Origin of the sequence: Streptomyces sp. NPDC048639 (assembly GCF_043199075.1) — a bacterium.
Lineage (GTDB): Bacteria > Actinomycetota > Actinomycetes > Streptomycetales > Streptomycetaceae > Streptomyces.
Genome location: NZ_JBICVP010000009.1, coordinates 259,807 through 285,273, shown reverse-complemented (window position 1 = coordinate 285,273; position 25,467 = coordinate 259,807). Strand labels below are relative to the sequence as shown.

26 protein-coding genes, 1 tRNA gene and 1 pseudogene are annotated in these 25,467 nt (G+C 67.2%); 9 read left to right on the top strand and 19 right to left on the bottom strand.

Annotated elements, in window-relative coordinates:
* The first annotated feature begins 261 nt into the window (after positions 1 to 261).
* Complete coding sequence (locus ACGFNH_RS25310; protein ID WP_393657338.1) at positions 262 to 2,517, top strand: transglycosylase domain-containing protein; 2,256 nt, start codon at positions 262 to 264, stop codon at positions 2,515 to 2,517.
* 367 nt (positions 2,518 to 2,884) lie between these two features.
* Here ACGFNH_RS25310 and ACGFNH_RS25305 read toward each other — a convergent pair whose 3' ends face one another.
* Positions 2,885 to 3,349 (bottom strand): GatB/YqeY domain-containing protein, encoded by a 465-nt coding sequence (locus ACGFNH_RS25305; protein ID WP_393657336.1) that lies wholly within the window; start codon positions 3,347 to 3,349, stop codon positions 2,885 to 2,887.
* Positions 3,350 to 3,454: 105 nt separating this feature from the next.
* On the opposite strand from ACGFNH_RS25305, the gene ACGFNH_RS25300 reads away from it, so the two are divergent.
* Both ACGFNH_RS25300 and ACGFNH_RS25295 read left to right on the top strand, forming a co-directional pair.
* Complete coding sequence (locus tag ACGFNH_RS25300) at positions 3,455 to 4,387, top strand: metallophosphoesterase (RefSeq protein ID WP_393657334.1); 933 nt, start codon at positions 3,455 to 3,457, stop codon at positions 4,385 to 4,387.
* 183 nt (positions 4,388 to 4,570) lie between these two features.
* Positions 4,571 to 4,644 (top strand) — tRNA-Pro (locus ACGFNH_RS25295).
* Positions 4,645 to 4,720: 76 nt separating this feature from the next.
* On the opposite strand, the gene xerC is transcribed toward ACGFNH_RS25295, so the two are convergent.
* The 13 genes from xerC to ACGFNH_RS25230 form a co-directional block, all read right to left on the bottom strand.
* Positions 4,721 to 5,887, bottom strand: a complete 1,167-nt coding sequence (gene xerC / locus ACGFNH_RS25290; protein WP_393657333.1) for a tyrosine recombinase XerC — start codon at positions 5,885 to 5,887, stop codon at positions 4,721 to 4,723.
* Positions 5,884 to 6,105 (bottom strand): helix-turn-helix domain-containing protein, encoded by a 222-nt coding sequence (locus ACGFNH_RS25285; RefSeq protein WP_393657331.1) that lies wholly within the window; start codon positions 6,103 to 6,105, stop codon positions 5,884 to 5,886. The genes xerC and ACGFNH_RS25285 overlap by 4 nt, the downstream gene beginning before the upstream one ends.
* Positions 6,102 to 7,268, bottom strand: coding sequence for an AAA family ATPase (locus ACGFNH_RS25280; protein ID WP_393657329.1), 1,167 nt, complete (start codon positions 7,266 to 7,268; stop codon positions 6,102 to 6,104). Before ACGFNH_RS25280 ends, ACGFNH_RS25285 begins: the two co-directional genes overlap by 4 nt.
* Positions 7,265 to 8,152: a bifunctional DNA primase/polymerase gene (locus ACGFNH_RS25275; protein WP_393657327.1), complete on the bottom strand. Its 888-nt coding sequence runs from the start codon at positions 8,150 to 8,152 to the stop codon at positions 7,265 to 7,267. The genes ACGFNH_RS25280 and ACGFNH_RS25275 overlap by 4 nt, the downstream gene beginning before the upstream one ends.
* 88 nt (positions 8,153 to 8,240) lie before the next feature.
* Positions 8,241 to 8,684 (bottom strand): hypothetical protein, encoded by a 444-nt coding sequence (locus ACGFNH_RS25270; protein WP_393657325.1) that lies wholly within the window; start codon positions 8,682 to 8,684, stop codon positions 8,241 to 8,243.
* Between the two features lie 11 nt (positions 8,685 to 8,695).
* Positions 8,696 to 8,890, bottom strand: coding sequence for a hypothetical protein (locus ACGFNH_RS25265; RefSeq protein ID WP_393657324.1), 195 nt, complete (start codon positions 8,888 to 8,890; stop codon positions 8,696 to 8,698).
* Positions 8,891 to 8,908: 18 nt separating this feature from the next.
* Positions 8,909 to 9,133 carry a hypothetical protein gene (locus tag ACGFNH_RS25260; protein ID WP_393657322.1) on the bottom strand — a complete coding sequence of 75 codons (225 nt, stop codon included), beginning with the start codon at positions 9,131 to 9,133 and terminating at the stop codon, positions 8,909 to 8,911.
* Positions 9,134 to 9,158: 25 nt separating this feature from the next.
* Entirely contained in the window at positions 9,159 to 9,410 is a 252-nt protein-coding gene (locus ACGFNH_RS25255) for a hypothetical protein (protein WP_393657320.1), read from the bottom strand.
* Positions 9,411 to 9,552: 142 nt separating this feature from the next.
* Positions 9,553 to 11,781 (bottom strand): cell division protein FtsK, encoded by a 2,229-nt coding sequence (locus tag ACGFNH_RS25250; protein WP_393657319.1) that lies wholly within the window; start codon positions 11,779 to 11,781, stop codon positions 9,553 to 9,555.
* A 96-nt stretch (positions 11,782 to 11,877) separates the two neighbouring features.
* Positions 11,878 to 12,198, bottom strand: a complete 321-nt coding sequence (locus ACGFNH_RS25245) for a hypothetical protein (protein WP_393657317.1) — start codon at positions 12,196 to 12,198, stop codon at positions 11,878 to 11,880.
* Complete coding sequence (locus ACGFNH_RS25240; protein WP_393657581.1) at positions 12,195 to 13,235, bottom strand: conjugal transfer protein; 1,041 nt, start codon at positions 13,233 to 13,235, stop codon at positions 12,195 to 12,197. The genes ACGFNH_RS25245 and ACGFNH_RS25240 overlap by 4 nt, the downstream gene beginning before the upstream one ends.
* A 65-nt stretch (positions 13,236 to 13,300) precedes the next feature.
* Complete coding sequence (locus ACGFNH_RS25235) at positions 13,301 to 13,747, bottom strand: Pycsar system effector family protein (protein WP_393657316.1); 447 nt, start codon at positions 13,745 to 13,747, stop codon at positions 13,301 to 13,303.
* Positions 13,744 to 14,034 (bottom strand): hypothetical protein, encoded by a 291-nt coding sequence (locus tag ACGFNH_RS25230; protein WP_393657314.1) that lies wholly within the window; start codon positions 14,032 to 14,034, stop codon positions 13,744 to 13,746. Before ACGFNH_RS25230 ends, ACGFNH_RS25235 begins: the two co-directional genes overlap by 4 nt.
* Before the next feature lie 614 nt (positions 14,035 to 14,648).
* Here ACGFNH_RS25230 and ACGFNH_RS25225 point away from each other — a divergent pair.
* Complete coding sequence (locus tag ACGFNH_RS25225; RefSeq protein WP_393657312.1) at positions 14,649 to 16,031, top strand: hypothetical protein; 1,383 nt, start codon at positions 14,649 to 14,651, stop codon at positions 16,029 to 16,031.
* Here ACGFNH_RS25225 and ACGFNH_RS25220 read toward each other — a convergent pair.
* Together ACGFNH_RS25220 and ACGFNH_RS25215 are read right to left on the bottom strand one after the other, a co-directional pair.
* A complete protein-coding gene (locus ACGFNH_RS25220) occupies positions 16,028 to 16,930 on the bottom strand; it encodes a phosphotransferase enzyme family protein (protein WP_393657310.1) in 903 nt (300 codons plus the stop codon). The genes ACGFNH_RS25225 and ACGFNH_RS25220 overlap by 4 nt on opposite strands.
* Positions 16,927 to 17,376: a GntR family transcriptional regulator gene (locus tag ACGFNH_RS25215; RefSeq protein WP_393657308.1), complete on the bottom strand. Its 450-nt coding sequence runs from the start codon at positions 17,374 to 17,376 to the stop codon at positions 16,927 to 16,929. The genes ACGFNH_RS25220 and ACGFNH_RS25215 overlap by 4 nt, the downstream gene beginning before the upstream one ends.
* Before the next feature lie 394 nt (positions 17,377 to 17,770).
* On the opposite strand from ACGFNH_RS25215, the gene ACGFNH_RS25210 reads away from it, so the two are divergent.
* The 4 genes from ACGFNH_RS25210 (at position 17,771) to ACGFNH_RS25195 (ending at position 22,271) form a co-directional block, all read left to right on the top strand.
* Positions 17,771 to 18,157 carry a DUF6009 family protein gene (locus tag ACGFNH_RS25210; RefSeq protein ID WP_393657306.1) on the top strand — a complete coding sequence of 129 codons (387 nt, stop codon included), beginning with the start codon at positions 17,771 to 17,773 and terminating at the stop codon, positions 18,155 to 18,157.
* Positions 18,158 to 18,613: 456 nt separating this feature from the next.
* On the top strand, positions 18,614 to 19,888 hold the full coding sequence (locus ACGFNH_RS25205; protein ID WP_393657304.1) for a restriction endonuclease: 1,275 nt from the start codon (positions 18,614 to 18,616) through the stop codon (positions 19,886 to 19,888).
* 175 nt (positions 19,889 to 20,063) lie between these two features.
* Positions 20,064 to 21,062, top strand: a complete 999-nt coding sequence (locus ACGFNH_RS25200; RefSeq protein WP_393657302.1) for a NaeI family type II restriction endonuclease — start codon at positions 20,064 to 20,066, stop codon at positions 21,060 to 21,062.
* Positions 21,063 to 21,179: 117 nt separating this feature from the next.
* The gene (locus ACGFNH_RS25195) at positions 21,180 to 22,271 is read left to right on the top strand and encodes a DNA cytosine methyltransferase (protein WP_393657300.1); all 1,092 of its coding nucleotides are present in this window, start codon (positions 21,180 to 21,182) and stop codon (positions 22,269 to 22,271) included.
* 135 nt (positions 22,272 to 22,406) lie between these two features.
* Here the strand turns inward: ACGFNH_RS25195 and ACGFNH_RS25190 are convergent.
* From ACGFNH_RS25190 to ACGFNH_RS25180, 3 genes and pseudogenes are all read right to left on the bottom strand, one after another.
* A pseudogene (locus tag ACGFNH_RS25190) lies at positions 22,407 to 22,788 on the bottom strand (LacI family transcriptional regulator); the annotation flags it as partial.
* A 483-nt stretch (positions 22,789 to 23,271) separates the two neighbouring features.
* Positions 23,272 to 23,817 (bottom strand): site-specific integrase, encoded by a 546-nt coding sequence (locus ACGFNH_RS25185; protein WP_393657298.1) that lies wholly within the window; start codon positions 23,815 to 23,817, stop codon positions 23,272 to 23,274.
* 164 nt (positions 23,818 to 23,981) lie between these two features.
* A complete protein-coding gene (locus tag ACGFNH_RS25180) occupies positions 23,982 to 24,611 on the bottom strand; it encodes a winged helix-turn-helix transcriptional regulator (RefSeq protein WP_393657296.1) in 630 nt (209 codons plus the stop codon).
* A gap of 81 nt (positions 24,612 to 24,692) precedes the next feature.
* Here ACGFNH_RS25180 and ACGFNH_RS25175 point away from each other — a divergent pair, with 81 nt between their 5' ends.
* Positions 24,693 to 25,445 (top strand): MBL fold metallo-hydrolase, encoded by a 753-nt coding sequence (locus ACGFNH_RS25175; protein WP_393657294.1) that lies wholly within the window; start codon positions 24,693 to 24,695, stop codon positions 25,443 to 25,445.
* Positions 25,446 to 25,467: the final 22 nt, after the last annotated feature.

Sequence of the window (25,467 nt, the reverse complement as noted above, 5' to 3'; positions counted from 1 at the left end):
TGAATGGTCCGAACGGACTATGCGTACGCGGCAGATCACCCAACGGAGTGAGGTGGGGGCATACGGGACGTACCCGGCAGATGAGGGCGGTTCTCCGACGGCACAACGGAACCCGAGCGACACATGACGTCAATCCGGACACAACTCCACTCCGGGGGAGGGAGAGAGGAGTGATACGGACGCGCGTCGCCGTAACCGTCAGAAACAGCTTAGGCCAATGGATGCATGTCTGTCCGGCGAATGAGAACGTAGGCTGCCCCCATGGCTAAGAAGCGCTCGGTCATGAGCGCCGGCGGGGGAACCGGCGGCGGGCTGACCATGACACAACAGGCCGCCAAGTTCGTCGGCATCAGCGTGCTCGCCGGAGCCGTCATGGCGGGCATCGCGCTGCCCGCGGCCGGAGCGCTCGGCCTCGCGGCCAAGGGTTCGGTCGAAGGCTTCGACGAGATCCCGGCCAACCTCAAGCGCCCGCCGCTCAGCCAGAAGACCTCCATCCTCGACACCGAGGGCGACGCGATCGCCTCGGTCTACTCCCGCGACCGCACCGTCGTACCGATCAAGGACGTCTCGCCGTACATGCGGAAGGCGGTCATCGCGATCGAGGACGCGCGCTTCTACGAGCACGGCGCGGTGGACCTGAAGGGCATCCTCCGCGCGGTCAACAAGAACGCGCAGGACGGCGGCGTCTCCCAGGGCGCCTCCACCCTCACCCAGCAGTACGTGAAGAACGTCTTCGTCGAGGAGGCGGGCGACGACCCCGACAAGGTCGCCCAGGCCACGCAGCAGACCATCGGCCGCAAGATCAAGGAGCTGAAGTACGCGATCCAGGTCGAGGAGGAGCTCGGGAAGAAGACGATTCTCGAGAACTACCTCAACATCACCTTCTTCGGGCAGCAGGCGTACGGCGTCGAGGCCGCCGCCCAGCGCTACTTCAGCAAGTCGGCCAAGGACCTGGAGCTGCAGGAGGCCGCGCTGCTCGCCGGCATCGTCCAGTCGCCGAGCCGCTACGACCCCGTCAACGACGAACAGGAAGCGACCCGGCGCCGCAACACCGTGCTCCAGCGCATGGCCGACCTGGGCGACGTCACGCAGACACAGGCCGACAAGGCGAAGAAGAAGCCGCTCGGCCTGGACATCAGCAAGCCCAGGAACGGCTGCATCACCGCCTCCAGCGGCTCCGGGTTCTTCTGCGACTACGTCAGGGAGGTCTTCCTCCAGGACCCGGTCTTCGGCAAGACCAAGGAGGCACGCGCCAAGCGCTGGAACCAGGGCGGCCTGACGATCCGTACGACGCTGGACCCGCAGGCCCAGGAGTCCGTGCAGGACTCGATCCGCGACCACGTCCACCAGAAGGACAAGGTCGCCACCGCCGTGACGCTCGTCGAGCCGGGCAGCGGCAAGATCCGCGGCATGGGTCAGTCGCGCCCGTACGGCTTCGGCGACAACGAGACGCAGATCAACCTGTCGGTGGACCGGAAGATGGGCGGTTCGAACTACGGCTTCCAGGTCGGCTCGACCTTCAAGCCGTTCACCGCCGCGGCCGCCCTGGAGCAGGGCAGGCCCACCTCCCAGTCGTATCCGTCGCCGAACAAGATGCCGTACCCGAGCCCGGTGCAGACCTGCGACGGCACGTGGGCGAACAACGGGTCCGAGACGGTGCAGAACGAGACGCGCGAGGAAGTCGGCCCGTACAGCCTCAAGGAGGCGACGGCGAAGTCGATCAACACCTACTTCGTAGCGATGATCGGTGACATCGGGGTCTGCCCCGTGACCACCCTCGCCAAGAACATGGGCGTGCAGATGGGCAACGGCGGCGCACTGCCGCAGAGCCCCTCGGTCACCCTCGGCAGCGCGACCATCGCCCCGCTGTCCATGGCCAACGCGTACGCGACCTTCGCCAACAGCGGCACGTACTGCTCCCCGGTCGCCATCGACTCGGTCACGGACGCGAACGGCAAGGACCTCGACGTCCCGAAGTCCACCTGCAAGAAGGTCATGTCGGCGAAGACCGCGAAGACGATGAACGCCCTGCTGCGGGGCGTGGTCGAGGACGGTACCGGCCGGCAGGCCGGACTGGACGGGCGGGACAGCGCGGGCAAGACGGGTACGACGGACAACCGGGTCGCCGCCTGGTTCGTCGGCTACACGCCCAACATGGCCGGCGCCGTCTGGGTCGGCAGCCCCGGCACCAAGGTGCCGATGGAGAACATCACGATCGGCGGCCAGTACCACCCCAAGGTCTTCGGCGGCGGCGTCCCCGGACCGATCTGGCGGGACGCGATGGCGGGCGCGCTGTCCGGCAAACCGGCACCGGGCCTGCCGGTGGCACCGATCTCGGACGGCAAGCCGGACCGGCCGGACAAGCCGGACGACCCGGGCCGAGGCAACGGCAACGGCGGCTCCCCATGGCCGGACATCTCGCTCCCGCCGGACCTGATCGGCGGAATCGACGGCGGCTTCACGAACGGCGGCCAGGACGGTCCCGGCGGGCAGCGAGGACGCAAGAAGCCGCACTGAGGGCGGCCGGGGCCCGCGAGGAGCGGGCTGCCGGACACGTGACGGAAAGGAAAGGGGCGGCCCGGTTTCCCGGGCCGCCCCTTCGCGGTCTTCGTGCGCGGTGGTGGCTCACGGCGCCCGCCCGAAGGAGAGGGACGGGCTCGGGGCCTGTAGCTCCGCGGGCTTCGGGTCCTCCGAGCGTCCGGCGTCCGGCAGGTTCGCGCGGGCCGAGGGCTCGCAGCCCCGCCGACCGGTCGCAGCCCGTAGCCCGCCGACCCGCCATGACCCGTTGCCGCCCGGACCCCGTAGCCCCGCCGGCTCGTCGGACCTCGCCGGACCTCGCCGGACCTCGCCGGACCTCGCCGGACCTCGCCGGACGGCTATCCCGCTATCCCGCGAGCAGGCGCTTGACCTCGGCGGCGACCCGGCCGCCCTCCGCCCGTCCGGCCACCTTGGGGTTGACGATCTTCATGACCGCACCCATCGCCCTCGGCCCTTCCGCGCCGCCCGCCACGGCCTCCTTCACGGCGTCCGCGACGATCGCACCCAGTTCCTCGTCGGACAGTTGCTTCGGCAGGTACTCGGCGAGCACCTCACCCTCGGCCCGCTCGCGCTCCGCCTGCTCCGCCCGGCCCCCATCGGAGAAGGCCGTGGCCGCCTCCCGCCGCTTCTTCGCCTCGCGGGCGATCACCTTCTGCACCTCGTCGTCGGAGAGCTGCCGCGCCGACTTCCCCGCGACCTCCTCGGTCGCGATGGCGGAGAGCGTGAGCCGGAGAGTGGAGGAGCGCAGCTCGTCGCGCGCCTTGATCGCGACCGTCAGGTCGTCCTGGAGCTTGTCCTTGAGCGTGGTCATGCCGTCGATTTTCGCACCTGCGGGGCGCCCCACGCGCCGGAATATCGACCGGGCGGAAACGGCCGCGGTCAACGGCCCCGCCGCGGGTCTGCCACGATGGATGTCATGCGCGCGCGATATGCAGTACCCCTCGGAATCACGGCAGTCGGCGCGGCCGGCATCGGTTACGCCGCGGGCATCGAGGCCCGCTCGTTCCGGCTCCGCAGGATCACGGTGCCCGCGCTGCCGCCGGGCATGCGGCCGCTGCGCCTGCTCCATGTGTCCGACATCCACATGGTGTGCGGCCAGGACAAGAAGCGGCGCTGGCTGCAGTCCCTCGCCGGCCTGCGCCCCGACTTCGTGGTGAACACCGGGGACAACCTCTCCGACAAGAAGGGCGTGCCCGAGGTTCTGGACGCGCTCGGCCCACTGCTCGAGTTCCCCGGGGCGTACGTCTTCGGCTCGAACGACTACTACGCGCCCAAGCTCCGCAACCCCAGCCGCTACCTGCTGGAGAAGATCCGGGGACAGCACGGCCTCAACGGAAGGAACGACCCGGCGATCGGCGTCGAGCGCAACCCGTGGGAAGGGCTGCGGGACGCCTTCGACGCGGCGGGCTGGGTCGGGCTCAGCAACACCCGGGGCCGGCTCAAGCTGGGCGACGGCACCGAGATCGCCCTTACGGGACTGGACGACCCGCACATCAAGCGCGACCGGTACGCGCGGGTGGCGGGCGGCCCGGAGTCGGGCGCGGACCTGTCCCTGGCGGTCGTCCACGCCCCGTACCTGCGGGTCCTGGACGCGTTCACCGCCGACGACTACCCCCTGATCCTGGCGGGCCACACTCACGGCGGCCAGCTGTGCATCCCCTTCTATGGGGCTCTGGTCACGAACTGCGACCTGGACACGGCGCGTGTGAAGGGCCTGTCGACGCACGAGGCGGAGGGCCGTACGTCGTACCTCCACGTCTCGGCGGGCTGCGGCGCGAACCGCTACACACCGGTCCGCTTCGCCTGCCCCCCGGAGGCGACGCTGATGACCCTGGTCCCGCGGGACTGACCCGGCCGGTGCGGGAGGTTCGGGCAACGGCCGGCACCGATCGGAGAGCCTGCGGAGCCGGCCGCGCTGGAGCCGGGTCGGGCCCGCTCGGGGCAGGACCGGGGCCGGTGGCGCGGGCCTGTGCGGGCCCCCTAACCGATTTCGCCTGGCGCGGAGGGTCGGCTACAGTAGTCCTCGTTGCTTCGGGGTGTGGCGCAGCTTGGCAGCGCGCTTCGTTCGGGACGAAGAGGTCGTGGGTTCAAATCCCGCCACCCCGACTGAAGAAACGCAGATCAGGGCCACTTCACCATTCATGAAGTGGCCCTGATTCGTTGTGCGTGACTAACTGCGTGACTACCGCTTCGGCTTGGCCTCGAAGATGCCGTCCATCGCGACCGCTCCAGTCTGGATCACGGGCCGGATCTGCTTCCGGTAGACCTCCTCAGTGACGGCGGTGCCGGAGTGCCCGACCAGCCGAGAGATCTCCTCCAGCGGAACCCCGCTGTCTGACAGCAGCGAGACGAAGCTGTGGCGTAGCTCACGCGGGGTCCAGTCCTCCGCCTTGACTCCCTCCGCCTCGCTGATGGCTTGCCGAAAGGCTCTCCGGACGTTCGTCGAGTCGAGTTCCTTCCCAACCGCGGAAGCAAAGACCAGACCGTTCTCCACCCAGTCGTCGCCCGCTGCCAAGCGCTCCCACCCCTGCTCCTCCCAGTGCTGCCAGAGGACGTCCAAGCACCGTTTCGGCAGAGCGAGCGTGCGCCGGGACTTCCGCGTCTTGGTATCCCCACCGGACCGGACCGACCTCCAGACTGCGATGTACGGCGGGACAGGCGGACTCGCTTCCGGCTTCCCCTTGAGGAAGACGTGGTCCCACGTGAGCGCCCGCAACTCCTCCGTGCGAGCCCCTGTGAGCAGAGCCAACACGATGTACGCGCGCATCGACGTCTCCTCAGCAGCCTTGAGGACCGCTTCCGCCTGAGCGAGTGTCAGCGCCTTGGACGGCCTCCCAAGCTGACCCTTGGGGACTGAACACAGCTCCACCACGTTGCGCTTGACCTTGTCCCGCGCCATTGCTCGCTTGACCGCGCGGTTCAGGCACGAGTGGATGCTTTGCAAGGTGCGGGTGCTCAGCGTCTTGGCCTTGGTCGCGAGCCACTTATCCACGTCCTCCGCGCTAAGGTCACGGAGCTTTCGGGCACCGAGCGATGGGATCACGTGGTTCGTGCTGAGGATCGTGCACGTACCCACGGTGGCCTTGTCGCGCCCGGCTAAGCCGTAAGTCAGCCAGTCGTCCACCGCGTTCTCCACCGTGTACCCGGTGGGGGCGATGGCGAGACCGTCCTCGTGATCCCTAAGGACTTCCTTCAGCTTGTTCTTCGCCTCGGTCTTGGTCTTGCCGCTACCGCGCTTCACGATGCGCTTCCCGCTCGGGTCATAACCCAGGCTGGCGGTCGCAATCCAGCGCTGCCGCTTCTCGTCCCAGTGGAGACCTCCGTCTCCCCTGCTGCGACGCTTCGTCAATGCTGTCCCCCCGCCTCGCGCTCCAGCAGCGCGACGTACTCCGCGATCGCGGACGCTGGGATGAGCCGCGTCCGGCCCTCCTTGACCGCGCGCAGCCTCCCGGTGCGGATCAGGTCGTAGACGACGGTCCGGCTCATCCGCAGGACGCGCATGGCGTCCCGCACTCGGTAGAGGAGCGGCTCCGCCAGCGGATCCCATTCGGGTACGGGCAAGGTCACGGTGTCCCCCTCATGTTGAGTGACGGGCTATCGGAGCCGGACAGCCCGGACAGTTCAAGTTCCGACTGTCCGGACCGTTCGCGCTGGTCAGAAGGGGTAACCGGACAGCCGGACAGCTCGGACACCTTTGACACGGGCTGCGTCCGGGTTTCGGTGTCGGGGTAGTACCGGCCGCTGCCGTCCTTGGCGAGCTGGCCATCAGCGGCCATACGGGAGCAGGTACGGCGAATAGTGTCGATGTCGACCTGCGGCAGGTCGACGGCCATGTCCTTGGGGCGAGCGCCCGGGTTGGCCCTGACGTGGCGCAGGATTGCAGCGCGCGTGTCGCCCACGGTGTGGTCCGAGACCGGGCCGTCCAACAAGTGCCAGGCTCCGGAGGCCTCCTGGAACTGGAGGGCGTATTCGGCTTCGTTCACGTCACGTCCGGTGACGTGGAGGATGCCATCTGCCTGTCCTCGGGCCCGCTTCAGGACGAGTGTGGCGTCGGCGGCGCCAGCGATGCCGTTGGTCCCGGAGACCTCGGTGAGGAAGTCCTCGGACGCCATCTTGCGAACGTGGTGAACCAGGACGACAGCGATGCCGTAGTGGTCCGCGAGCCGCTTCGCGTAACCGACGGCAACGTAGTCCGCGTCGTACGCGGAGACTCCTTGCGGGGCCTGGCCACGCATCTTGGCGAACACGTCGATGACGACCATGCGGGCATCGGGGTTTCGGTCCAACCACCCGGCGATGGCCTCCACCCCACCCTGGGGAAAGGGCGGGCACTCAGTCACGAGGGTCAGTCCGGCCGGCGCCTTCTGCCCGCCCAAGAGCTTGCCCATGCGGGTCTGGAGACGGCGGGGGGTGTCCTCCAGCGCGAGGTAGAGAACCGGGCCGCCCTTGACGGGCACGGAGTCGAACGCCTGGCTCCCAGCGGCCACCGAAAGCCCGAGCCCCAGAGAGAGCCAAGACTTTCCGACCTTGGGCGGCCCAGCGAGCAGGCTGACGCCTTCCGCGAGGATGCCGGGCACCGCCCACTTCGGCTCAGGGAATTGGGCGGCCATCAGCTGATCCGCCGTCCACGCGGTCCGTGGACGTTCCCGAACCGGCGGTGCTTCGGGAGATTGCTGGGGATCGCGCGGTACGGAGTACAGGTGCAGAGGGGGAATCGGGTTCGCGCTCATACGGCGACCTTCCGGGCGCGCTTGGCTCCGGCGCGCAGGCCGGAAGCGATCGTGCGGGGGATCTCGCGCGGTTTCTGTCCGACTTGGGCGGCGGCCTCGGTGAGCCAGGCGGTCACCTCGGCTTCGCTCAGCTCTCCGCCTGCTACGAGCTGTCCGAGCGCCACGGAGGCGAGGTAAAGGGCGTTGTTGTGCTCGTCAGGAGCCGAGCGCTTCACGCGCGTGACTTCGGCCTTCACCGCCGTGCGCAGGTAGGCCGTTCGCCGGTCATGGGCCGTGAGCGGGATGGTGACGGGCATCTGCGGCGGTAACGGTGCCGGGCGAAGCAGGGTGCACAGCCAGTCCGGCAGCGGCGCCACAGGCGCGTCGTACAGGGCTGTGTAGGGGCGCCCGGCCACGGTGCTACCTGCAGCGACGACGTAGCCTCCGTGTGCGCGGGTGTCGACCTTCCAGCCCAGCTTGGCAGCGGTGTTGCGCAGTTTCTCGCCTTCGGGAGCGGTGAAGTACAGGTGTGCGCCGCCGCGGCCGGTGCGCACGGTGTTGGTGTCATGCGGGTAGGGCTGGCTGTGTCGCTCGCACAGCACGGCGAGCACGTCCTCACCGCTGGTGACTCCGTCGGCGGCCCAATTGGCCGGCGGGGTGTCGTTGGTGTCCTTGGGGGTGTCCAGGTCCACTACCACCAGACCGGATGGGCCGGTCGCGACGCCGATGTTGTACGGGGCGTGGGTCCAGCACCGGGTAATGCGGTCCGGGTCAGTGGTGGCCCGCGTCTGCCAGTCGCGGACTGCGGGGCGCTTGTCGCCGGGGATCAGCGGGAAGACATGCCAGCCATGGGCGGCAGCATCGAGCGCTGCCTTGAGCTGCCCGCTCGTGTCCGTTTGGGGCATTCTGGAGTTCTCCTGTTCTGTCTTCGACGGTCAGGGAGAACCGCGGCGGCGGACGACCTTGGTGGGGAGTTCCGCCGCCGCGGCGTAGTTAGCTGTGGAAGTGGTTGCGCTTGATGACGGCCTTGCGGATGTTCACGACCGTGCCGCCGCCCGATGCGCCGAGCACCTGTAGGGCGATGAAGCCGCCGAAGAAGACCGCGGCGAGGATGATGAGTTGCTGGATCAGGGCGGCTAGTGCGGCGATGAACGTGGTGAGCAGGAGCAGGCCGCCGCAGACGGCGGCGAAGCCGATACCCCCGAGCGCGATGTTCACCGCAGTCCGCGAGACGAGCGGCTTGGCGGCGACGGGTTCGGGCCTGGCCGGTTCGATGGTGTAGCCGGTGACCACGCGCCCGTCAGGCAGCACCATCGTCTGCACGGCCGGTATGTGGCCCGACTGGACCGGTGCGAGCGGCGCCGCCTGAGCAAGTGGCATGGGCTGGTGGAGGATGTTCGTCGTCTTGGTCGGGCGGTAGGTGGTGGGTTCATTCACGGCCTCTCTCCTCAACTTCCGATGTTCGGGATGGCGTTGGTGACGGCGTTCACCAGGCCGTTGACGGTGTCGCTGGCGTCGGTGGAGGCGAGGTAGAAGCCGAAGAGCACGGCGACGACCGCGGCGCCGCCACCAAGGGCTTTGAAGCGCAGGAGCAGCAACAGACCGGCGGCGAGCAGCAGCACGAGCGGGATGGTGATGACCATGGGTCCTCCCGGGGGTGGTTAGCGGGTGCAGTCCGGGTAGCGGGCGCCTCGGACGCATTGGCGCGCGGTCTTCTTCGTGACGCGGAAGCGCTCTTCGGTGTCGGAGTCGGTGCGGACAGTCAAGAACCGCTTTTCGCGGTCGATGACGACGCCGGGCGTTCCCTGCTCCGGCGTGCAACCTGTCAGGGCCAATGCGGCAACTGCTGCGAGTGAGGTTGCAAGGGCGTTGATGCGGCGGGTCATCTCGGGCTCCTTGGTGGGGCTGCGTTCAGCGGGTGCCAGCGCGGTAGGTGCGGCGGCTGGCGTTGTAGAGGTGGCGACCGACGCGTATTCGCTTGCCGGTGGCCCGGCAGCGGCGGCAGTCCTTGCCGCGCTTGGCCTTGCCCTTGCGGTCGGCGGTGAGGGCGTGGCCCATGCCCCGGCACTTGCGGCAGTCGCCGAAGGGGCTCAGCCAGCACTTGACGACGTAACCGAGAGTGACGAGCAAGAGGCATGCGCTAGCGAGCGCGATGAGGGTCATGACAGGGCCTCTCAGGCGGGTTTGAGGAGTTTCCGCAGGTAGGCCGCTAGGTGCTAGCGGCCTGATCAGGGGCGGTGTTGGCCGCTAGCGAGGTCGCTAGGTCTAGCGAGAGGGCTTGCTAGACCTAGCGACCTACGGGGGGTCAGGAATCGGCCCGCGTCTTGTTACGTCGCGTGACGGCGTCGATGATGTGCTGACGCTCGATACCGCGCCGGTTGGCGCCCTTGCCGGACTCGGTCTTGCCCCACACCTGGTCCGTCTTGATGCCGTACGGCTTCAGCGCGGCGGCGAGCTGATCGGCCTTGGCGCGGCCCTCCAACGCAGCCCACTCGCCATAGGCGTCGGGGCTGTACTCTGCGAGCCGGTTCACGACCGTCTCCGACCACACCCTGTCCTCGCTGCGACCCAGGACCGCGGCGACGTCGTCCAGGATCGCGTCCGCGCTACGGCTCGCGCTCGCCTCGCCCGCGGCGTCGCCGGACAGGGTGCCCTCGTCCTCGCGCAGGGCGCGGGCACGGTCCAGGACCGTCTCTGCGTCGCGACCGTTGGCGAGGTAGGTGCGCACGATCCCGGAGTCGTCCGACATGCCCTTGAGCAGGCCAACTCCCTTGTGGGACTTCAGGAGCTTGGAGGCGTCCAAGCCCTCGGAGTACGACCCGGCACCGAGCACCACATCGGAAACCTGCCACGAGCCCACCCGCAGCGAGAAGCGGGCTTGGTGCTGGTCACGCAGCACACTGGGGCAGGCGGTGTCATCGGGCTTCTGGGTGGAGTTCATGACCGAGACACCAACCGCCGGCGCGACCCGGGCGAGGTAGACCAGCAGGTCAAGGATGGTCTTGCCATGGGTGGGATGCTGCAAGTACTCCTGCACCTCGTCCACGACGACCAGCGTGAGGGGCATGTTCAGCTTCGGGTCCCGGCTGATCTCAGGGGTGAGCTTGCCCTCCGGGCAGATGTGCAGGGGCAGTTCGGAGAGTCGGTGGTAGCGGTCCTCCACATCCGCCTTCAGCTCCATCAACGCGTTGACCAGGTGCTCGACCGGGTCGAAGCCGTCCCGGGGGACGATGCCGAAGCCGATGCGATGCGCGACCTTGGTGAAACTGCGCCAGTCCGGCGACGCCTTCCCGTCGAACACGATCAGCCGCACATGCGGGTCCAGCGCGGCCGCGAGGGCGATGGTGCGGGCGGAGAACGTCTTGCCCTGCCGCGGGACCGCGCCGACCAGCAAGGAGAGCCACAGCATGCTGGCCATGACGGGGTTGCCGCGCTCGTCCACGCCCCACGGGAACGGCTTCCAAAAGTCCACCCGCGTCGCCCCGAGCAGCGGCGACTTGCCCGACGGGACGGCGAGCGGGTCACGGTCGGCGATCCAGTAGGACACCCTGCGTCCGCTCGTCTCGTCCTTGTCGAGGAAGAGCTGAGTCGGGGCGATGTCCATGCCGGACGCCAGTCGGGCGTGGGCCTTGACCGCGTCCTCGAAAGTCTTGCCGTAGGGCAAGTCGACCACGACGCGCCAGCCGTCGCCGTCCCGGCCGATGGGCCGCGGGAAGGCGATGTTCTGGTCCTTGCCGGTCAGCTTCGCGGCCTCGTGGGCGCGGATGACGATGTCCGAGGACAGGCGCCGCTTGCGGAAGGTCACCCTCGCCCGGTCGATGAGCGGCCGGTCCGCCGGCGCCCCGACCGCGCCAAGTGTTGTGGTCAGCGCGGCCATCGCCATCAGGAGCAGCCAGGACGGCGCCATCACATACAGCGTCAGCGCGGCGGCCAGGCCGACGAACCCGGCGATGGCAGCGATGACGCCCCGCAGGCGCACGCGGTCGTTGCGCTGCCTAGAGAGCTTCAGATACTCGCCGGCGTCCTCGTTCGCGACGGCCGCAAGCCGCAGCGGCTTGCCCTCGACGTCGAACACCCACCGCCCGACCGTGGCCGACCAGCGCCAGGCGCCACGCGGCGAGTACCACAGGACCTTCGGAGTGTAGATGGTCGGCAGGCGCACCACGTGATAGCCGACCATCGTCGAGTAGTGCCGCACCGCCCACTTGCGGACGGCCTTGCGCTGGTCGGGCAGCTTTACCCAGTCCGGCAGGACCGGCAGACGGGCCTTGTCTTTGGCTTCCATCCACTCCGCCACCGACGGCGGATACACCGCCGTGGGCGGGTCAACCTCGGCTCCCTCGGCCAGGCCCTCGGCCTCCGGGTCGTCAGCGTCGGGGAGTTGGGCCTCCCACTCCCCCGGCTTCACCTCCCCCGCGTCCGGCACCGTGGCCGTCGCGGCGGGGGTGGTCTCTTTGCGCAGGAACGGCAGAACCCGCGCGGTCTCCTCTTCCGGCGCCTCAGCAGGCGGACCGGACACATTCATCTCGGTCATGCTGTACGTGCTCCTTCACGGGAGTTGGAGGGGTTCGGCCGACGCTGTAGGAGGTGAGCGGCCGAACCCCGAAAAGGCTGGTCAGACGTCGTGCGGCTAGAGGTCGAACAAGGCATCTACGGCCTGCTCGGGAACGCTGCGGGCGGCCTTGCGCTGGGCGCCCGCGTGGCACTCCGGGCACCAGGCCCGCAGCGCCGCGGCGGGCAACTGCGCGGCGGCGACGGCCGACACCGACTGGTCAGCAGGGGCAGCCGCCAAGTGGATGCGCCCGCCCTTGCCGTACTGGTCCTGCTCACGCGGGCAACGGCCCGCGGTCTTGCTGTGCCGAGTGCCGCACTGCCCGGTGCACTGGCAGCGGAAGCCCGCTGCCTCCACCACCGGCCGCCACACGTCGGCAAACACGAGCGGCTCACTCATGACGCCGCCCCCAGACCGCGCTCTGCCCGCAGCGACTCGCGCAGTACGCGGGCGTTCGCGGGCGAGGTGCGCAACGCCCGTCGGATGCCCTCCGCGGTCAGCTTGACGTCCGGCCAATCGGCCGTCGCCGAACGTGCCTCGGCAAGCAGCTGCTCGGGAGTGCGCTTGGGACGCGTCGACTTCGCGGCATCCGGCACCCGGCCTGTGGCCCGACGCGGGCGGGTCGATTCCGCAGCGACCGCACTGCGCTCGATCGAGACGGCCGACGCCTGCTCGACCGCCTTCACGGGCTTGGTCGGCAGGGTCGACTTCAGGAAGCCGACGGCCACCGGTTGGGGCAGCGCCTTGGCATTGGACGTGATCGGCGCCGGGGCCGATACCGGCAGGTCAGCCGTAGACCGAATCCTTATGGTCTCGGTAGATTCCTCCGTATTTACTTCCGCGGCCGGTGGGGCGTTATGGGTGACGTGGAACATCGCCGAGAGTGCTGCGTCCGCCCCGACTGTGACTCGCTGACGCTGCACATCGAGCAACGCCGATCCGAGTGCCGCATCGCCCGATCCGACCTTGCGAGCCAGTCGCCACGACGCCCGATCGGAGCGCTTACGGATCGTCTTGTCGGGGTGGTTGGCTGCGCGGGCCCGGTGATAGGCGAGCCGCTGCACCACCTCGGCCGCGCGACGCTCGCCCTCGGCGTCGCGGCCCTCGGTGTGGACCGCGATGCGGCGGGCGAGGAACGCCATGCCCTCAGCCGAGACGCACATGCCCATCGGGGTGATGGCGTAGATGACAGTCGTGCCGGGATCGTCGGCCGCCATCGCGGCCATCGCCGACGCAGCCGCCGGCAGCGCCCACAGACCGATGCGCACGACGCGCGGGGACGCCTGCCCCAGCATGGTCAGACCGAGCAGCACGAGCGCGAGGACAGCGGTGGCGCCCTCGCCCGCGGCCACCGCACCCAGAGCAGTGCCCTTGCCGTAGGCACCGCTGATGTTGCTGTAGGTGCCAATCCCACCGAACACCCCGGTGGCGAGCATCGGCACGAACGCTGCGCTCAGCACGATGTTCTGAGACCTGGTCAGCGGCTTGCGAACCTGTGTGGTCACACCGCACCCCCCAGCGCGATCAGGGCGGCGAGGACAAGCAGAGCGCCGCCGAAGCGGGTCAGGTCGACCGCGCGGCGCAGGCCGGTGAACTTGGACACCGCGATCCGCGCCAGTCCTGCCACGTCGGCAGCCATATCGGTCGCTACGGCGGTGCGGATCTGCTCGGGGGTGAGGGTGGCCCACAGCGGGAAGCCGTGGCGGCCCGACAGGTTGGGACGCACCGAGGCCAGCAGCAGGCCCGCGGCGGCAACGAGCAGCGCCATCCCGGCAAAGCCCGGCACGAGCGCGTACGCGGTGAGCGGCAGATCCTTGCCCGCGCTCCATGTACCGGCCATGACGGCACCGATGAACGCCAGCAGCAGGCCGGTCTTCGTGTCGGTCCGGGCAATCTCCGCCTTCACCTCGGCATGCGCAGCGTGTACCTGTACGTCTGCGGTACTCATGCCGCCACCGCCTTACGGGTGCGACGGCGGGCCGTCGGCCGCGTCAGCGGGATGGTGTTTAGCAGTTCCGGCGCGTACTCCTCGATCGCTTCCGCAGCGATCTGGATCGCGTCATCGGGGAAGCCGGGGTTGTCGGCGAGGATGTCGCGGGCCGCGTCCAGACGGGCTGCGCGCTCCATCTCGCTCTCTCCCTCGACCCCGAGCCAGAGTTCGACCGGGGTGCCCAGGGCCAGTTCGATGAAATCGGTATCGCTGACGACCTGGTGGCCGCCGACATACGTACGCATGGTGCTCTCCTGGAATTGAAGGAACAGGGAGAACCCGGCGGCGGGCGACCTTGGTGGGGAGTCCCGCCGCACAGGCATGTGCGTGCCGAGCAAGCCGCGTGCCCTGAGATCGAGCCGCGGTGGCTGTTCTTCGGTGACGACCAGCCATGGCCTCCGGCGCCCATACGAAGCGGCACCGGAGTCCAAAACCACTGGTCATTGCGTTGCGCGGTCTTGCATCCGCGCGGCCGTCATTGCGGGGAGACGGCTCAGAAGCCCACGTATTGGCGGATCTCAAGTAGCGCCCGCTCCCAGCCCGTCGGCGCGCGACCGAAGTCGCCTTCCCAGGTCTTCCGACTGGCGCGGCATTGCCACTCCACGCAGTGCGTGGCATGTATTACCTACCACTCACGCTGACAGATGGATTCCGTGTCGTCAAGCGCTCCGGCTTTTTGATCTGGAACCCGCCTGCCTTGCGGCGGTGACTCAAATATCGCCAAGGGGAAGGGGATTCGGGAGCGTGCACTTGGGGGTGCACTCGTGCACCCCCAAGTCCGAACCGCCCGCACTCGTCCCCTGACCTGCGTAGAGTGACGGTGAGTCAAGCTGATAGTTCGGCCGCTCCTGGGGGACTCGTGGCAGACCGGAACGCCAGACTGGCCGCGCTCATGGATGAGGGCGGCTTCTCGCACAAGTCGCTGGCACGCGCGGTGATCCTCGCGGCGCAGCGCTCCGGCGCGGACATCACCTGTGACCACACCTACGTGAGTCGATGGCTCAAGGGATCTATCCCGCGGGGAGAGATGCCTCGCCACATCGCTGATGCCGTCGGACGCAAGCTCGGACGCCAACTCGCCATCGACGACATCGGTATGGGCGATGCGGCGGTGAACGCCGTACAGCCTGACCTGGGGCTGGATTTCGCGGACCGCACGGAGGCCACCACAGCTACCGTGGCCGACCTTTGGCGCGCCGATCTCGCCGACGCTGAACCCCTGGTTCGGGCCTTACCGGACTCCGCCGCTTGGAACGAAGCTTCCGTTCGGTGGCTGGTCGCGCCGCCTGACGGCGAACTGGCGCGGGTGGGCAATTGGTCCATCGGCGCTGTCGACGTCGACATGGTGCGCTCGACCACGGACGCGTTCGACATGCTCGACGGCAAGTTCGGTGGCGGCCACGCACGGCGCGCCCTGATCCAGTACCTCCACACGGACGTGCGCCCCATGCTCGACGGCACGTACTCGGCCGACGTGGGCAAGCTGCTCTATGCGGCCGTGGCCGAAGCGCTCCGGCTCGCTGCGTGGATGTCGTACGACAGCGGCCTGCACGGCGTCGCACAGCGGTACTTCATCCAGGCACTCCGCATGGCTCAAGCGGCCGGTGACCGGCTGCTCGGCGGAAGCGTGCTCTCTGCAATGAGCCATCAAGCCACCTTCGTAGGCCGATACCGCGAGGCTGCGACGCTGGCGCGCGCGGCGTTCACAGGGCCAGCCGGAAGCCTCACCCCCACAACAACCGCGCAGTACCGCGCGATGGAGGCTCGCGCCCTTGCCCGGCTCGGCGATGCGCGAGGGTGTGACCTCGCTCTGGCCGAAGCCGAGAGGCAGCTCAGTAAGCGTACCGAGGGCAGCGATCCCGCATACATCTCCTACTTCGACGAAGTGGAGTTGGCGGCAGAGTTCGGGCATTCTTTCCGCGATCTCGGCCGTTCCGCGCAGGCCACGGAACGCGGCGCGAGCGGGATTTTCGGGGACGGGCTGAACAATCGCAGCGACTTCTTCGTGACCATGGTGCAGGCACAGGCTTACATCAACCAGGGCGAAGCGGGCCGGGGATTCGAGATCGCGCTGAGCGGCCTACGTCTCGGCGAAGGTCTGAAGTCTGCGCGCTGCGTTCAGTACGTACGCGAGTTCCAGGGCTGCATAACGAGCCCCATGCAGCGGGCCGCGGAGTTCCGCGACTTCACAGAACAGGCCCGCGGATTCCGCCTCTGGCAACAGGCCGGGGGCGAGACCTAGAACGGAGCCCAGTCCCGGCGCGAACTGCCGGAGCGCAGGCTTTCTACCCGCTTCGCGACTTCCTCGGCAGCCCGCGCATTTGTGCCGGCGTTCTGCGAAAGCCACGTGACCATGAGCAGTTCCCGGACGCTGCGAAGCACGGTGTACCCCGACCACTCCCGCACGTCGAAGCCGTAGCCCGTCACGAAGTCGGCATACTCGGCTTCGCTGTGCCAGCCGAAGCTGTCGTAGTACATCGCGGTCTGCATCAGGTCCCATTCGCGCGGGCCGGTGACGAAGCCGTCCAGGTCGATGACCTTCGGGCGGCCGTCCGCGTCACGCAGAACGTTGCCGACGTTGAAGTCTCCGTGCAGGTGCCCCTTCGGCAGCGCGAACGACAGCCGGCCGTACGCGGCTTCCAGCTTCTCGGCGAGCGTGCTCAGGTATGCACGCGTGGCATCCGGGATCACGGCCTGCCTCAGGCGCTGCGCGACCTTGTCAAACGGGCTCAGCGACGGCAGCGAAATGGGCGGCGCCACCAACTCGTGGAGCTGTCGCAGCAGTTCGCCCATTTCGCGCGTACTCGCGTACGTGTCTCCGTCGGCCAGCCCCTCCCAGAAGGTCACGGGGTGGCCGTCGACGACTACGGGTTGCTCGGCCTCCGTGACGAGCCGAGCAGCCGGGTACTCCTCCGTCGCAAGCCATGCCGCCACAGCGACTTCCTGCCGGACGGACGGAAGTCGGTCGGGGCTCCGGCCAACACGGGACACGATCCGACCGCCGTCGATGCGAAAGACGGCGTGGTCACCGAACCTCAGCATCTCTACGCCGTCCGGGGCCACGTCGGCCGCGGCACAAGCACGCTTCAGGATCTCCTCAGCCGCTTCCGCATCGAACTCGGTGCGCCCGCTCGTGGTCATTCCGTCGGGCCCCCCTGGTCCACGGGCAGAGCGCGGATCTCCCGCCCACGCTTCACCTTGGCGATCAGTCCTTGCCCCTCCATCTGCGCGATGGCAGATCGCACCGCAGTCCGCGAAGCCTTGAACATCTCGCACAGGGCTTGCTCTGTCGGGAAGGGGTCACCGACCTTGACTCCGTCGGCTCGGAGTAGATCGGTCATCTTCTCGACCACCGGGCGGCGGTCGCCTGTTCCTGCCACGTACCAGCCGGCACCTTGGACAGACTCGACCAGGCCTTCAGCCTTGAGCACCTTCAGGGCCCGCTCGATCGTGCTTCGACTCGCACCGTGGGCGCTGATCAACTGCGTTTGCGACGGCAGATCATCCTTGATCTCACCCGCCTTGATCTTCTGGCGGAGCGACCCGGCAACCTGCAAGTACGTGTCCCGCGGATTGTCCTGCGGCACCTAGCTCCCCTTCGACGGATTCACGTGGCGTCGATCTACTGTCCTGCATCCCCAGCGTCCCACGACAGGCTCCGTAGACGTACGGGGCCCATGGACTGTCCCAGCTGTCCGACTGTCCGGCTAGCGCGCTGACCTGCAAAGACGCCCCGGACAGTCGGAAACAGCGCTGTCCGGGGTGTCCGGTTACAAGGAACTCGCGGACGACGTCTGCCCATGGCTACGGCAAGCGACAGGCAGGACACAAGCGGCTGCAACACCCGGGGTGTTGCAGCCCGTCGGCGAAGCCGACTCTGAGTGGTCGTGGCGCCGTAGGCGCCTCCGATATGCCTTCCCCCATGAGTGACACAGCTCCACCACGGGAAGCACCTACGCCAAGGCTCTGGGAGGGAACTGAATGAGAAGCGACCCCGACGTCATCAAGGATGAGGACGGCATCGTCTGGACGGAGGACATCACGCCCTTCGACTACGTACGCGAAACGCTGGTGGAATCCGCCGGAACCCGTCGGCGTCCCGTGCCGTGGGACGGCCCCGGCCGACGTGTTGGCTATTCGGTCCTCAAGGCCGACGCGTCCAGCGGTGCCACCCCCGGCATGTTCAAGCGCAGGGTGTTCTGGGTTAAGGACTACGACCGCTCGGAACAGCCGGACGGAACCTACAAGACCGGGGCTCCGAGCGAAGGAGTGGACCCGACAACCGTCGCGCCGGGAGTCTGGGGCGAGTTGACAGACCGGGCCTGGGGCAAGCCCCTCGCGGGGCACGAGACGACTGCCCACCCTTGATGCCCCGTGCACAGCTGAGTGTCTAACTGCGCTACAGCGACGGCGTACTGACGCGAACAACCACGGACGTTCAGGGACCGTCGGGTCAGGTCAACGCGGTACCGGCACAAGGCCAGGCCAGTGATCGAATTGCTTCGGGACGAAGAGGTCGTGGGTTCAAATCCCGCCACCCCGACTGAAGAAACACCAAGTCAGGGGCCTGATCCGCAGAGCGGATTGGGCCCCTGAGTGGTTCCCGCACCCCGCTGGGAGAATTCTGGGAGAAGATCTTGGAGTCCCCTTCCCAGAGGGCCCCTCTCGAGACATCACCGTCCTCTCGTTGAGCACCGCGCACCGCGACCATCGCGACCAAGCACGCTCCTCTGTCACACCCCACCACTAGCGTCAAGGACGATCATCGGGCGAACGTCGCCAAGGGGAGGGCTGGCTGTGGGTGGGAAGCTCCATGTTGGACAGGTGTATCGCTACGCGAGCGGCAAGGATCCGAAGCCCCCGTCGCTGGACGGCTTCCCCAACTTTCACCACGTGACCCACTCACCAGGACATAAGAGGGCCCTGCTGGAAGCCGGCATCAACGGCATGGCCAAGGTGACTACCACCGACGGGGCAAGGCGTCCCGCGATCCTCATCCGCTCGAGTCCCTGGAAAGCTGGCACCGAACAGACGCCCTGGCACGACGTCTTCGACATGGACAACGGCCACGTCCGCTACTTCGGTGATCACAAAGCCAGCCTCAGTGCTGCCCCCGGTACCACCACTGGCAACGCAGCACTCCTCGATGCCTTCACTGGCCATCAAGGACATACTCCCGAGAAACGGGCCGCCGCCACCCCGCTGCTGCTGTTTCGCGCCGTCCCTCAAAACGGCAAGCCCAAGGGGTACGTGGAGTTCTGCGGCCTCGGCATCATCGAGCGAACCGAACGACTGGTGCAGTGGGGAGGACGCGACCACACAACATTCGTGAATTACGTCTACGACATCGCACTCATCGACCTGACTTCAGAGGATGACGCGGTTTCGTGGGACTGGATCCAAACTCGCAGAGACAAGGGCGCCCTCCACGCCGAAGCCCTCGAACTGGCACCACGGGCATGGCGTCAGTGGGTCAAGCACGGTACTTCAGCTCTCCCGAGACTCCGCCGGCGCGTTGCCCGAGCCCAAGTCACCAAAGTGCGTGATCAGCGCCCGGCATCCAACAGCGGCGATGCCACGGACCTGGAACTGATCTACAAGTACTTCGACGGACGCAAGCATGACTTCGAGGCGTTGGCTGCTGCCGTGGCAGCTCGCGTCCTGCGTGGCGCCGGGCACAGTTACGTCGACGGCTGGCTGACGCGCCGGTCCGGTGATGGCGGCGCCGACTTCGTCGGGCGGCTCGATCTTGGCAGCGGTTTGGCGGGCACAAGTCTTGTGGTGCTCGGGCAAGCCAAGTGCGTCAAGCCCGACACCCTGATCACAGCAGAACAGATCGCCCGGGTCGTCGCTCGACTACGACGCGGGTGGATAGGCGTCCACGTAGCTACGGGTGCCTACTCGGAGCCCGCGCAAACAGAGATGGTCGAGGACCAATACCCGATCATCCTCATCAACGGCATGAGCCTCGTCAAAGAACTACGCAGTATGGCCCGTGATGATCACGGAGGAGACCTCACGGCCTGCATCTCGCACGTCCTCAGCAGTCGTGAGAGCTCTGTCACGAACCGACGTCCGGAAGAGGTCCTGCTCCAGTAGCAGGCACCGGCCGTCCACTGACCTTGCCTCTCAGTCCCGGTCGAGGCACGGCTGTCACTGGCTGGAGCTACGCTGCGGCTCACCCATGATCTTCTCCTAGGCCGGGGCTCGAGAGGCCCGCGGGCGTCTGGCCGCTGCCTCACAGACCGGGAAGAAGCGAGCGGAAGGTGCACCAATGACCCAGGATTCCTTACTGTTTGACTTGGGCTCAGCGCCGCACAATGCTGGCGTTCCTCCGCAAGGGGACGCGGAGTTGGAAGCTATCCACTCGTGGTTTCTTTCCCAGAGGAACTACAACTCACGTTTCGCCCAAGTGTTCAGGAAGTCCATTGACGAGGTCTTGGACGGGCAGCGCACAGGCCGATTCGACCTTTACATAACAACAGGCGTTGGGCGAGTCGAGAAGACAGAGAAGACATACCTCGGCACGAAGGTCGAAATTGTTGCGCGAGCCGAATTCGAACTCGGATACGGCGATCCGATGGACTACAGCATCGACGGCTCTAACGTGGACGCCAAGTTCACAATGGGAACCAACTGGGCCATTCCGCAAGAAGCGTTGGGCCACATCTGCCTGCTACTGCAGGCGAACGACCGGAAAGGATTCTTCCGGGTAGGGCTTCTTCGAATCACCACAGACGTTCTCAATCCCGGCTCTAACAAAGATGGAAAGAAGGGAATTTCCTCCGCAGGCCGGAAACAGATTCGCTGGATCATTCAGGAGGGAAAACTTCCACCGAACTTCCTTCTGGCCCTCAAGGAGGAGTCACCCGAGAAGCTGGATGCCATCTGGCGCGCCTCCGACGGCTACAGAGGATCTGGAAATGGGGGCCAGCTGCGGACAAATGAGCTGTTTCGTCTACTACCAGGTCGACTCATCGATCGAACCACAGTAGTGACGGTGGCGACACAGCAGGACGGCCTAAAGCGCGCTCGCGACGCCAGAGGCCACTTGCGGCCTGAAGGGTTCATAATCCTCGGCCACCTCAAGCCGACCCCACAGATCGCCAATGACCTGGGGTTGCCCATACCTCGCAAGGGATCGTTTGTGTCTGCCAAACTCACTCTCCTCCAAGAGGGAGACGACCGCAGGTCGACAGTCATCGAGGGGCTCAGGTACGGCCTTTGGACGGAAGGTGACTTGTGCGTTGAGGCACCTTTGATCGACACCTAGTCGAAAGCCGCTGAAGCAGCGGCCCTGACAGCGGCGCACGCTACCCTGTGGGCGCTGTTGAGCAGCCGTCGAGCCAGGCCCTCGACAGCCCCCGTGACAACACCTCCTGGAGAGCACGTGCACCCCGTCCAGATCGTTGACCTGTTCGCCGGCCCCGGCGGACTTGACGTAGCTGCCGAGAAACTCGGTGTCGCGACGGTTGGCGTGGAGTGGGACCCGGCAGCCTGTGCGACGCGCCGCGCTGCCCGCCTCGCCACCCAGGAAGGCGACGTACGGCGCTACGGACCATCCGTCTTCCCTGACGCCGACGTGCTCGCTGGTGGCCCCCCCTGTCAAACGTTCACAGTTGCCGGCACCGGGGCTGGGCGGAGGGCACTGGATGACGTTCTGACCTTTGTCGACCGCATGGTGGCCCGGGAGAGCCGCGAGGAAATCGAGAAGGATCTTTCGAAGATGGAGGACGAGCGGACAGGGCTCGTCCTGGAGCCTCTGCGCTGGGCGCTGCAAGCGATTGACGAACATGACAAGCCGTATCGCGCGATCGTCCTCGAACAGGTACCAGCGGTGCTGCCGGTGTGGGAGGCCTATGCCAAGGCTTTGCAGGGGGAAGGATATTCGGTCGACTGCGGCCTCCTGCGCACAGAAGCGTACGGGGTGCCGCAGACACGCAAGCGCGCGGTGCTCATCGCTCGAATGGGGCCTGGAGCAGTGGAACTTCCAGCCCCTACACATCGTCCCTATCGCAAAGGGGTTCCTCGCGACTCAGGGGACAGCCGTTTGCAGCCATGGCGAACAATGAATGACGCAGTGCAGCGGAAGTCTCACTTCCTAGTGATCTCCAACTATGGAACTGGCGGAGACCCCAAGGCTCGGGGCCGGCGCGGTTCGTGGGAACCATCAGCCACCGTCACGGGGAAGATCTCACGAAACCGTGTGGTCTCGCTGGATAACACCGAGTTGGATCGGTTCTCTCCCTCTGAGGCCGGTCGCCTGCAAACCTTTCCTGGGGACTACCCCTGGTCGGGTCGTGATGTTGGTCAGCAGATCGGCAATGCGGTGCCCCCTCGGCTCGCAATGCACGTGCTCTGCGCTGCATTTGGTTGGAAGCCTCCTTCTGACGCCCAACTGCGCCGGCTCGAGATGTGGAAGACGGATGAGTCGCGAGAAGCGACGACAGCAAACGCGGCGCCTTCAGTCATAATTGGTTGAGACTGACGCCGAGAGTCGAGGGGCGCACCAGAGCATCAGGTCTCGGAGTACATTCGGTCATGGGCGTGAGTGGGAATCCACCCACGCCCGTGCCGATGCGAAAATCCCTACAGTGCATGCACACTTGGACCGCGGCTACCGATGGACCGCTAGGCGATCCTGCAAGAGCTCGTTGAGCACGACGACCGAGGACGTGGGAAACATCGTCCGTCGAGCATCCAGCGCGGCCTCCCACGGCGCTCAGCGGTGAGGTTCGCCATCAGTTCCTCACGCATCTCTCGCGTGATGTGTGTGTAGCGCGCCTGAACCGAGCCGTGATGTGACCCATGCGCTCGTCCATGAGCTTCGGCGGGGTGCGGAAGCCCTCCATGCGTGTCTTGTGTGTGTGGCGCAGCCCATGAGGTGTGAGCCCCTTCGCGATCGGCACCCAGCAAGCGTCCGCCCGTGCTGCGGCGCCTCTCCCCCGGGCGGGCAGACCGGGCCAAGGAGCAGCTAGTACAGGCACCGGTCGCGGCTCCCACTGCAGGGGCTCTCACCCACATACGCTCGTTGTCCTGGTCTTTGTCCAGTGCACTGACGGACGCGCGATTCAACCCGGTACACGCCCCCTGTCTGAGCGGCTGCGCGAACGTCCACGGACGCGCAGGAACGGCCATACGGACAGTTGGAAAGCGGCATTGGCTTGCGGGATCGCGTTGCGGCCCTTGTAGGTTCAGCGTCAAGCCTCGGCGGACGGCCCTCGCCACGGCCTGGGGAGTGAACGGGGAGTGGATCATGAAAATCATGGCGCGCGCCACCTACGCTAACCAACGCGCACCAAGGGGCTGACCTGCACAGTTACCAACGGACCCTGGTCAGCGATCTTTCCGCACATTATTCGGGACGAAGAGGTCGTGGGTTCAAATCCCGCCACCCCGACACTGGTTAGAGGCCCATTCGCATGATCGCGAATGGGCCTCTAACGCTTTTGAGGGCCAAACAGGGGGCCAAAGGATTCTGGTCAAGCCTCGCGAGCGGTCACCTGGCGTTGCTGGGCAAAGATCTCGTCCATGGCTTCCGCGCCCTCCGTGATGACCGGGCGGAGCTGCTTGCGGTAGACCGCCTCTGTGGTCACCTGACTGGTGTGCCCGACAAGCTGAGCGATGCGCTCCAACGGGATGCCGTGGTCGGAGAGCAGCGAGACGAAGCTGTGCCGCAGCTCCCTCGGAGTCCACTCCAGCGCAAGTCCTGCCTTCTTCACGATGGCTTTGAAGTCGCGCCGGACGTTCGCCGCGTCAAGCGGCTCGCCGCTCCGGGTCGTGAAGACGCGGCCGGTGGGGCTCCACTCCATCCCCTTCGACGCTCGCTCCAGTCTCTGCCACCGCCTGTGCTCCTCAAGCACGTCGACCACCTGTTGCGGCAGTGCGATTGCCCGGCGGCTCTTCCTGGTCTTGGTCTCGCCGTGCTTGCGCACCGAGCGCCACACGGCGATGTGGGGCCGCACGCCGTCCTCTGTCTCCAGGAACACGTGATCCCAAGTGAGGGGCCGCGCCTGTTCCGTACGCACACCGCTGAGGAGTGAGAGCACTAGGTAGGCGTACAGCCGTGACGGGCGAGCGGCAAAGCGAGCACAGCTTCCGCCTGCTCCAAGTTCAGTGCCTTGCTCGGACGTCCGGGCCGTCCCTCCGGCGCGGTAACGAGTAGTGCGAGTTCCGCGCGGCTGCCGGTCGATCAGCGGGGCAGGATGCGCGTTACTGCCTCGCGTTCGCCGCTGAGCCGCAGGCCTTGCTGTACTGCGGCGCTCAGATCGAGGTCGCCGAGCAGAGTCGCAGCCAGCAGGTGCGGCGGTCCGGTCAGTGACGCGGTGGGGTGGTCGACCCGGCCGGCGTGTGTGTGCACCGAGCCGTCCTTGACTTCGATGACCAGGTCCTCGCTGCCGTCGGCGTGCAGTTGCAGGGCGATTGCCGGCTGGTCAGGGCGGTGGTCGGTCAGTGCCCGGGCGGGCATGTCCAGCCAGTGGGTGCGGAAGGTGTCGTTGCCGCCCGGCTCACGCAACAGCGGCACGCCCCACCGGCTCAGCTCCTGCAGCACCGGCTCCAGCGCGCGGCCACGCTCGGTGAGGGAGAACAGGGTGGTGGCCACCGGCGGCGGGGCGGCCTCGCGGTGGATCAGGCCGGCTTCCTCGAGTTCGCGGAGCCGGTCGACCAGCAGGTTGCTGGCGATCCCGGGCAGCCCGTTGCGCAGGTCGGTGTGCCGGCAAGGACCCAGGGCGAGCAGTTCGCGGACGATCAGCAGGGTCCATCGGTCGCCGATGGTGTCCAGTGCTTTTGCGATGCCGCAGTACTGCCCGTAGGTGCGCATGCCACCATCCTACATCGTGGTGTTGAGATTCAAAACTCTCTTGTTGACTTTCTCAACAACGTCGGTCTAGCGTCGCTGCCCATGACCCCCACCCTTTCCGTGCGTCGGCTGGCCTGGGCCGGCGTCGAGATCCGTCTCGGCGACACCCGCCTGCTGATCGATCCGCTCGAGAACGTCGCTCCGCTGGCGCCGGTGATGGGGCCGCCGCACCGGCCGGTCGACCCGGTCGATACACCGCCCGGCACCCACGCCCTCATCACCCACCTGCACCCCGACCACTACGACCACGACCTGATCGCCCGGATCGCGGCCACCGGCACGATCGGCTGCCACACCCCCAGCGCGGCCGGGCTGCGCGAGGCGGGCATCACCCCCGTTGCCCAGGACCTGGGTCGGTCACGGCGCATCGGAGAGCTGTCCGTCACCCCGGTGACCTCGCTGGACTGGCGCGGCAACGACTGTGACCAGGTCGCCTGGGTCGTCGAAGGCGCCGGCCGGCGGGTCATCCACTGCGGCGACACCCAGTGGCACGGCAGCTGGTGGCAGATCGCCCGCGACCACGGCCCGTTCGACGTCGCGTTCGTCCCGGTCAACGGTGTCATCGCCCACTTCGAGGGCTACGCGGCCAACGTCCCGGCGACCATGACCCCTGAGCAGGGCGTCGAGGCCGCCGTCGCACTCGGCGCCGGCACCGTCTGCGCCATGCACTACGGCCTGTTCCACAACCCGCCGTTCTACACCGAACAACCCGACATCGAGCAGCGCTTCCAGCACGCCGCCGACGAGCGCGGCATCACCGCGGCCATCATCGCCGACGGCCAGCCCGTCCTCTGACCGTCAGAAACAAGGAGCAACA

Coding starts and splice junctions, on each gene's coding strand:
- ACGFNH_RS25310 (WP_393657338.1), top strand. CDS start 262: ATGGCTAAGAAGCGCTCGGTCATGAGCGCCGGCGGGGGAACCGGCGGC.
- ACGFNH_RS25255 (WP_393657320.1), bottom strand. CDS start 9,410: ATGACCCTCATCGCGCTCGCTAGCGCATGCCTCTTGCTCGTCACTCTC.
- ACGFNH_RS25200 (WP_393657302.1), top strand. CDS start 20,064: ATGACCCAGGATTCCTTACTGTTTGACTTGGGCTCAGCGCCGCACAAT.
- ACGFNH_RS25230 (WP_393657314.1), bottom strand. CDS start 14,034: ATGCGTACGTATGTCGGCGGCCACCAGGTCGTCAGCGATACCGATTTC.
- ACGFNH_RS25235 (WP_393657316.1), bottom strand. CDS start 13,747: ATGAGTACCGCAGACGTACAGGTACACGCTGCGCATGCCGAGGTGAAG.
- ACGFNH_RS25265 (WP_393657324.1), bottom strand. CDS start 8,890: ATGGTCATCACCATCCCGCTCGTGCTGCTGCTCGCCGCCGGTCTGTTG.
- ACGFNH_RS25175 (WP_393657294.1), top strand. CDS start 24,693: ATGACCCCCACCCTTTCCGTGCGTCGGCTGGCCTGGGCCGGCGTCGAG.
- ACGFNH_RS25210 (WP_393657306.1), top strand. CDS start 17,771: ATGAGAAGCGACCCCGACGTCATCAAGGATGAGGACGGCATCGTCTGG.
- ACGFNH_RS25180 (WP_393657296.1), bottom strand. CDS start 24,611: ATGCGCACCTACGGGCAGTACTGCGGCATCGCAAAAGCACTGGACACC.
- ACGFNH_RS25245 (WP_393657317.1), bottom strand. CDS start 12,198: ATGAGTGAGCCGCTCGTGTTTGCCGACGTGTGGCGGCCGGTGGTGGAG.
- ACGFNH_RS25305 (WP_393657336.1), bottom strand. CDS start 3,349: ATGACCACGCTCAAGGACAAGCTCCAGGACGACCTGACGGTCGCGATC.
- ACGFNH_RS25275 (WP_393657327.1), bottom strand. CDS start 8,152: ATGCCCCAAACGGACACGAGCGGGCAGCTCAAGGCAGCGCTCGATGCT.
- ACGFNH_RS25240 (WP_393657581.1), bottom strand. CDS start 13,235: ATGCTCGCCACCGGGGTGTTCGGTGGGATTGGCACCTACAGCAACATC.
- ACGFNH_RS25250 (WP_393657319.1), bottom strand. CDS start 11,781: ATGACCGAGATGAATGTGTCCGGTCCGCCTGCTGAGGCGCCGGAAGAG.
- ACGFNH_RS25280 (WP_393657329.1), bottom strand. CDS start 7,268: ATGAGCGCGAACCCGATTCCCCCTCTGCACCTGTACTCCGTACCGCGC.
- ACGFNH_RS25260 (WP_393657322.1), bottom strand. CDS start 9,133: ATGACCCGCCGCATCAACGCCCTTGCAACCTCACTCGCAGCAGTTGCC.
- ACGFNH_RS25300 (WP_393657334.1), top strand. CDS start 3,455: ATGCGCGCGCGATATGCAGTACCCCTCGGAATCACGGCAGTCGGCGCG.
- ACGFNH_RS25220 (WP_393657310.1), bottom strand. CDS start 16,930: ATGACCACGAGCGGGCGCACCGAGTTCGATGCGGAAGCGGCTGAGGAG.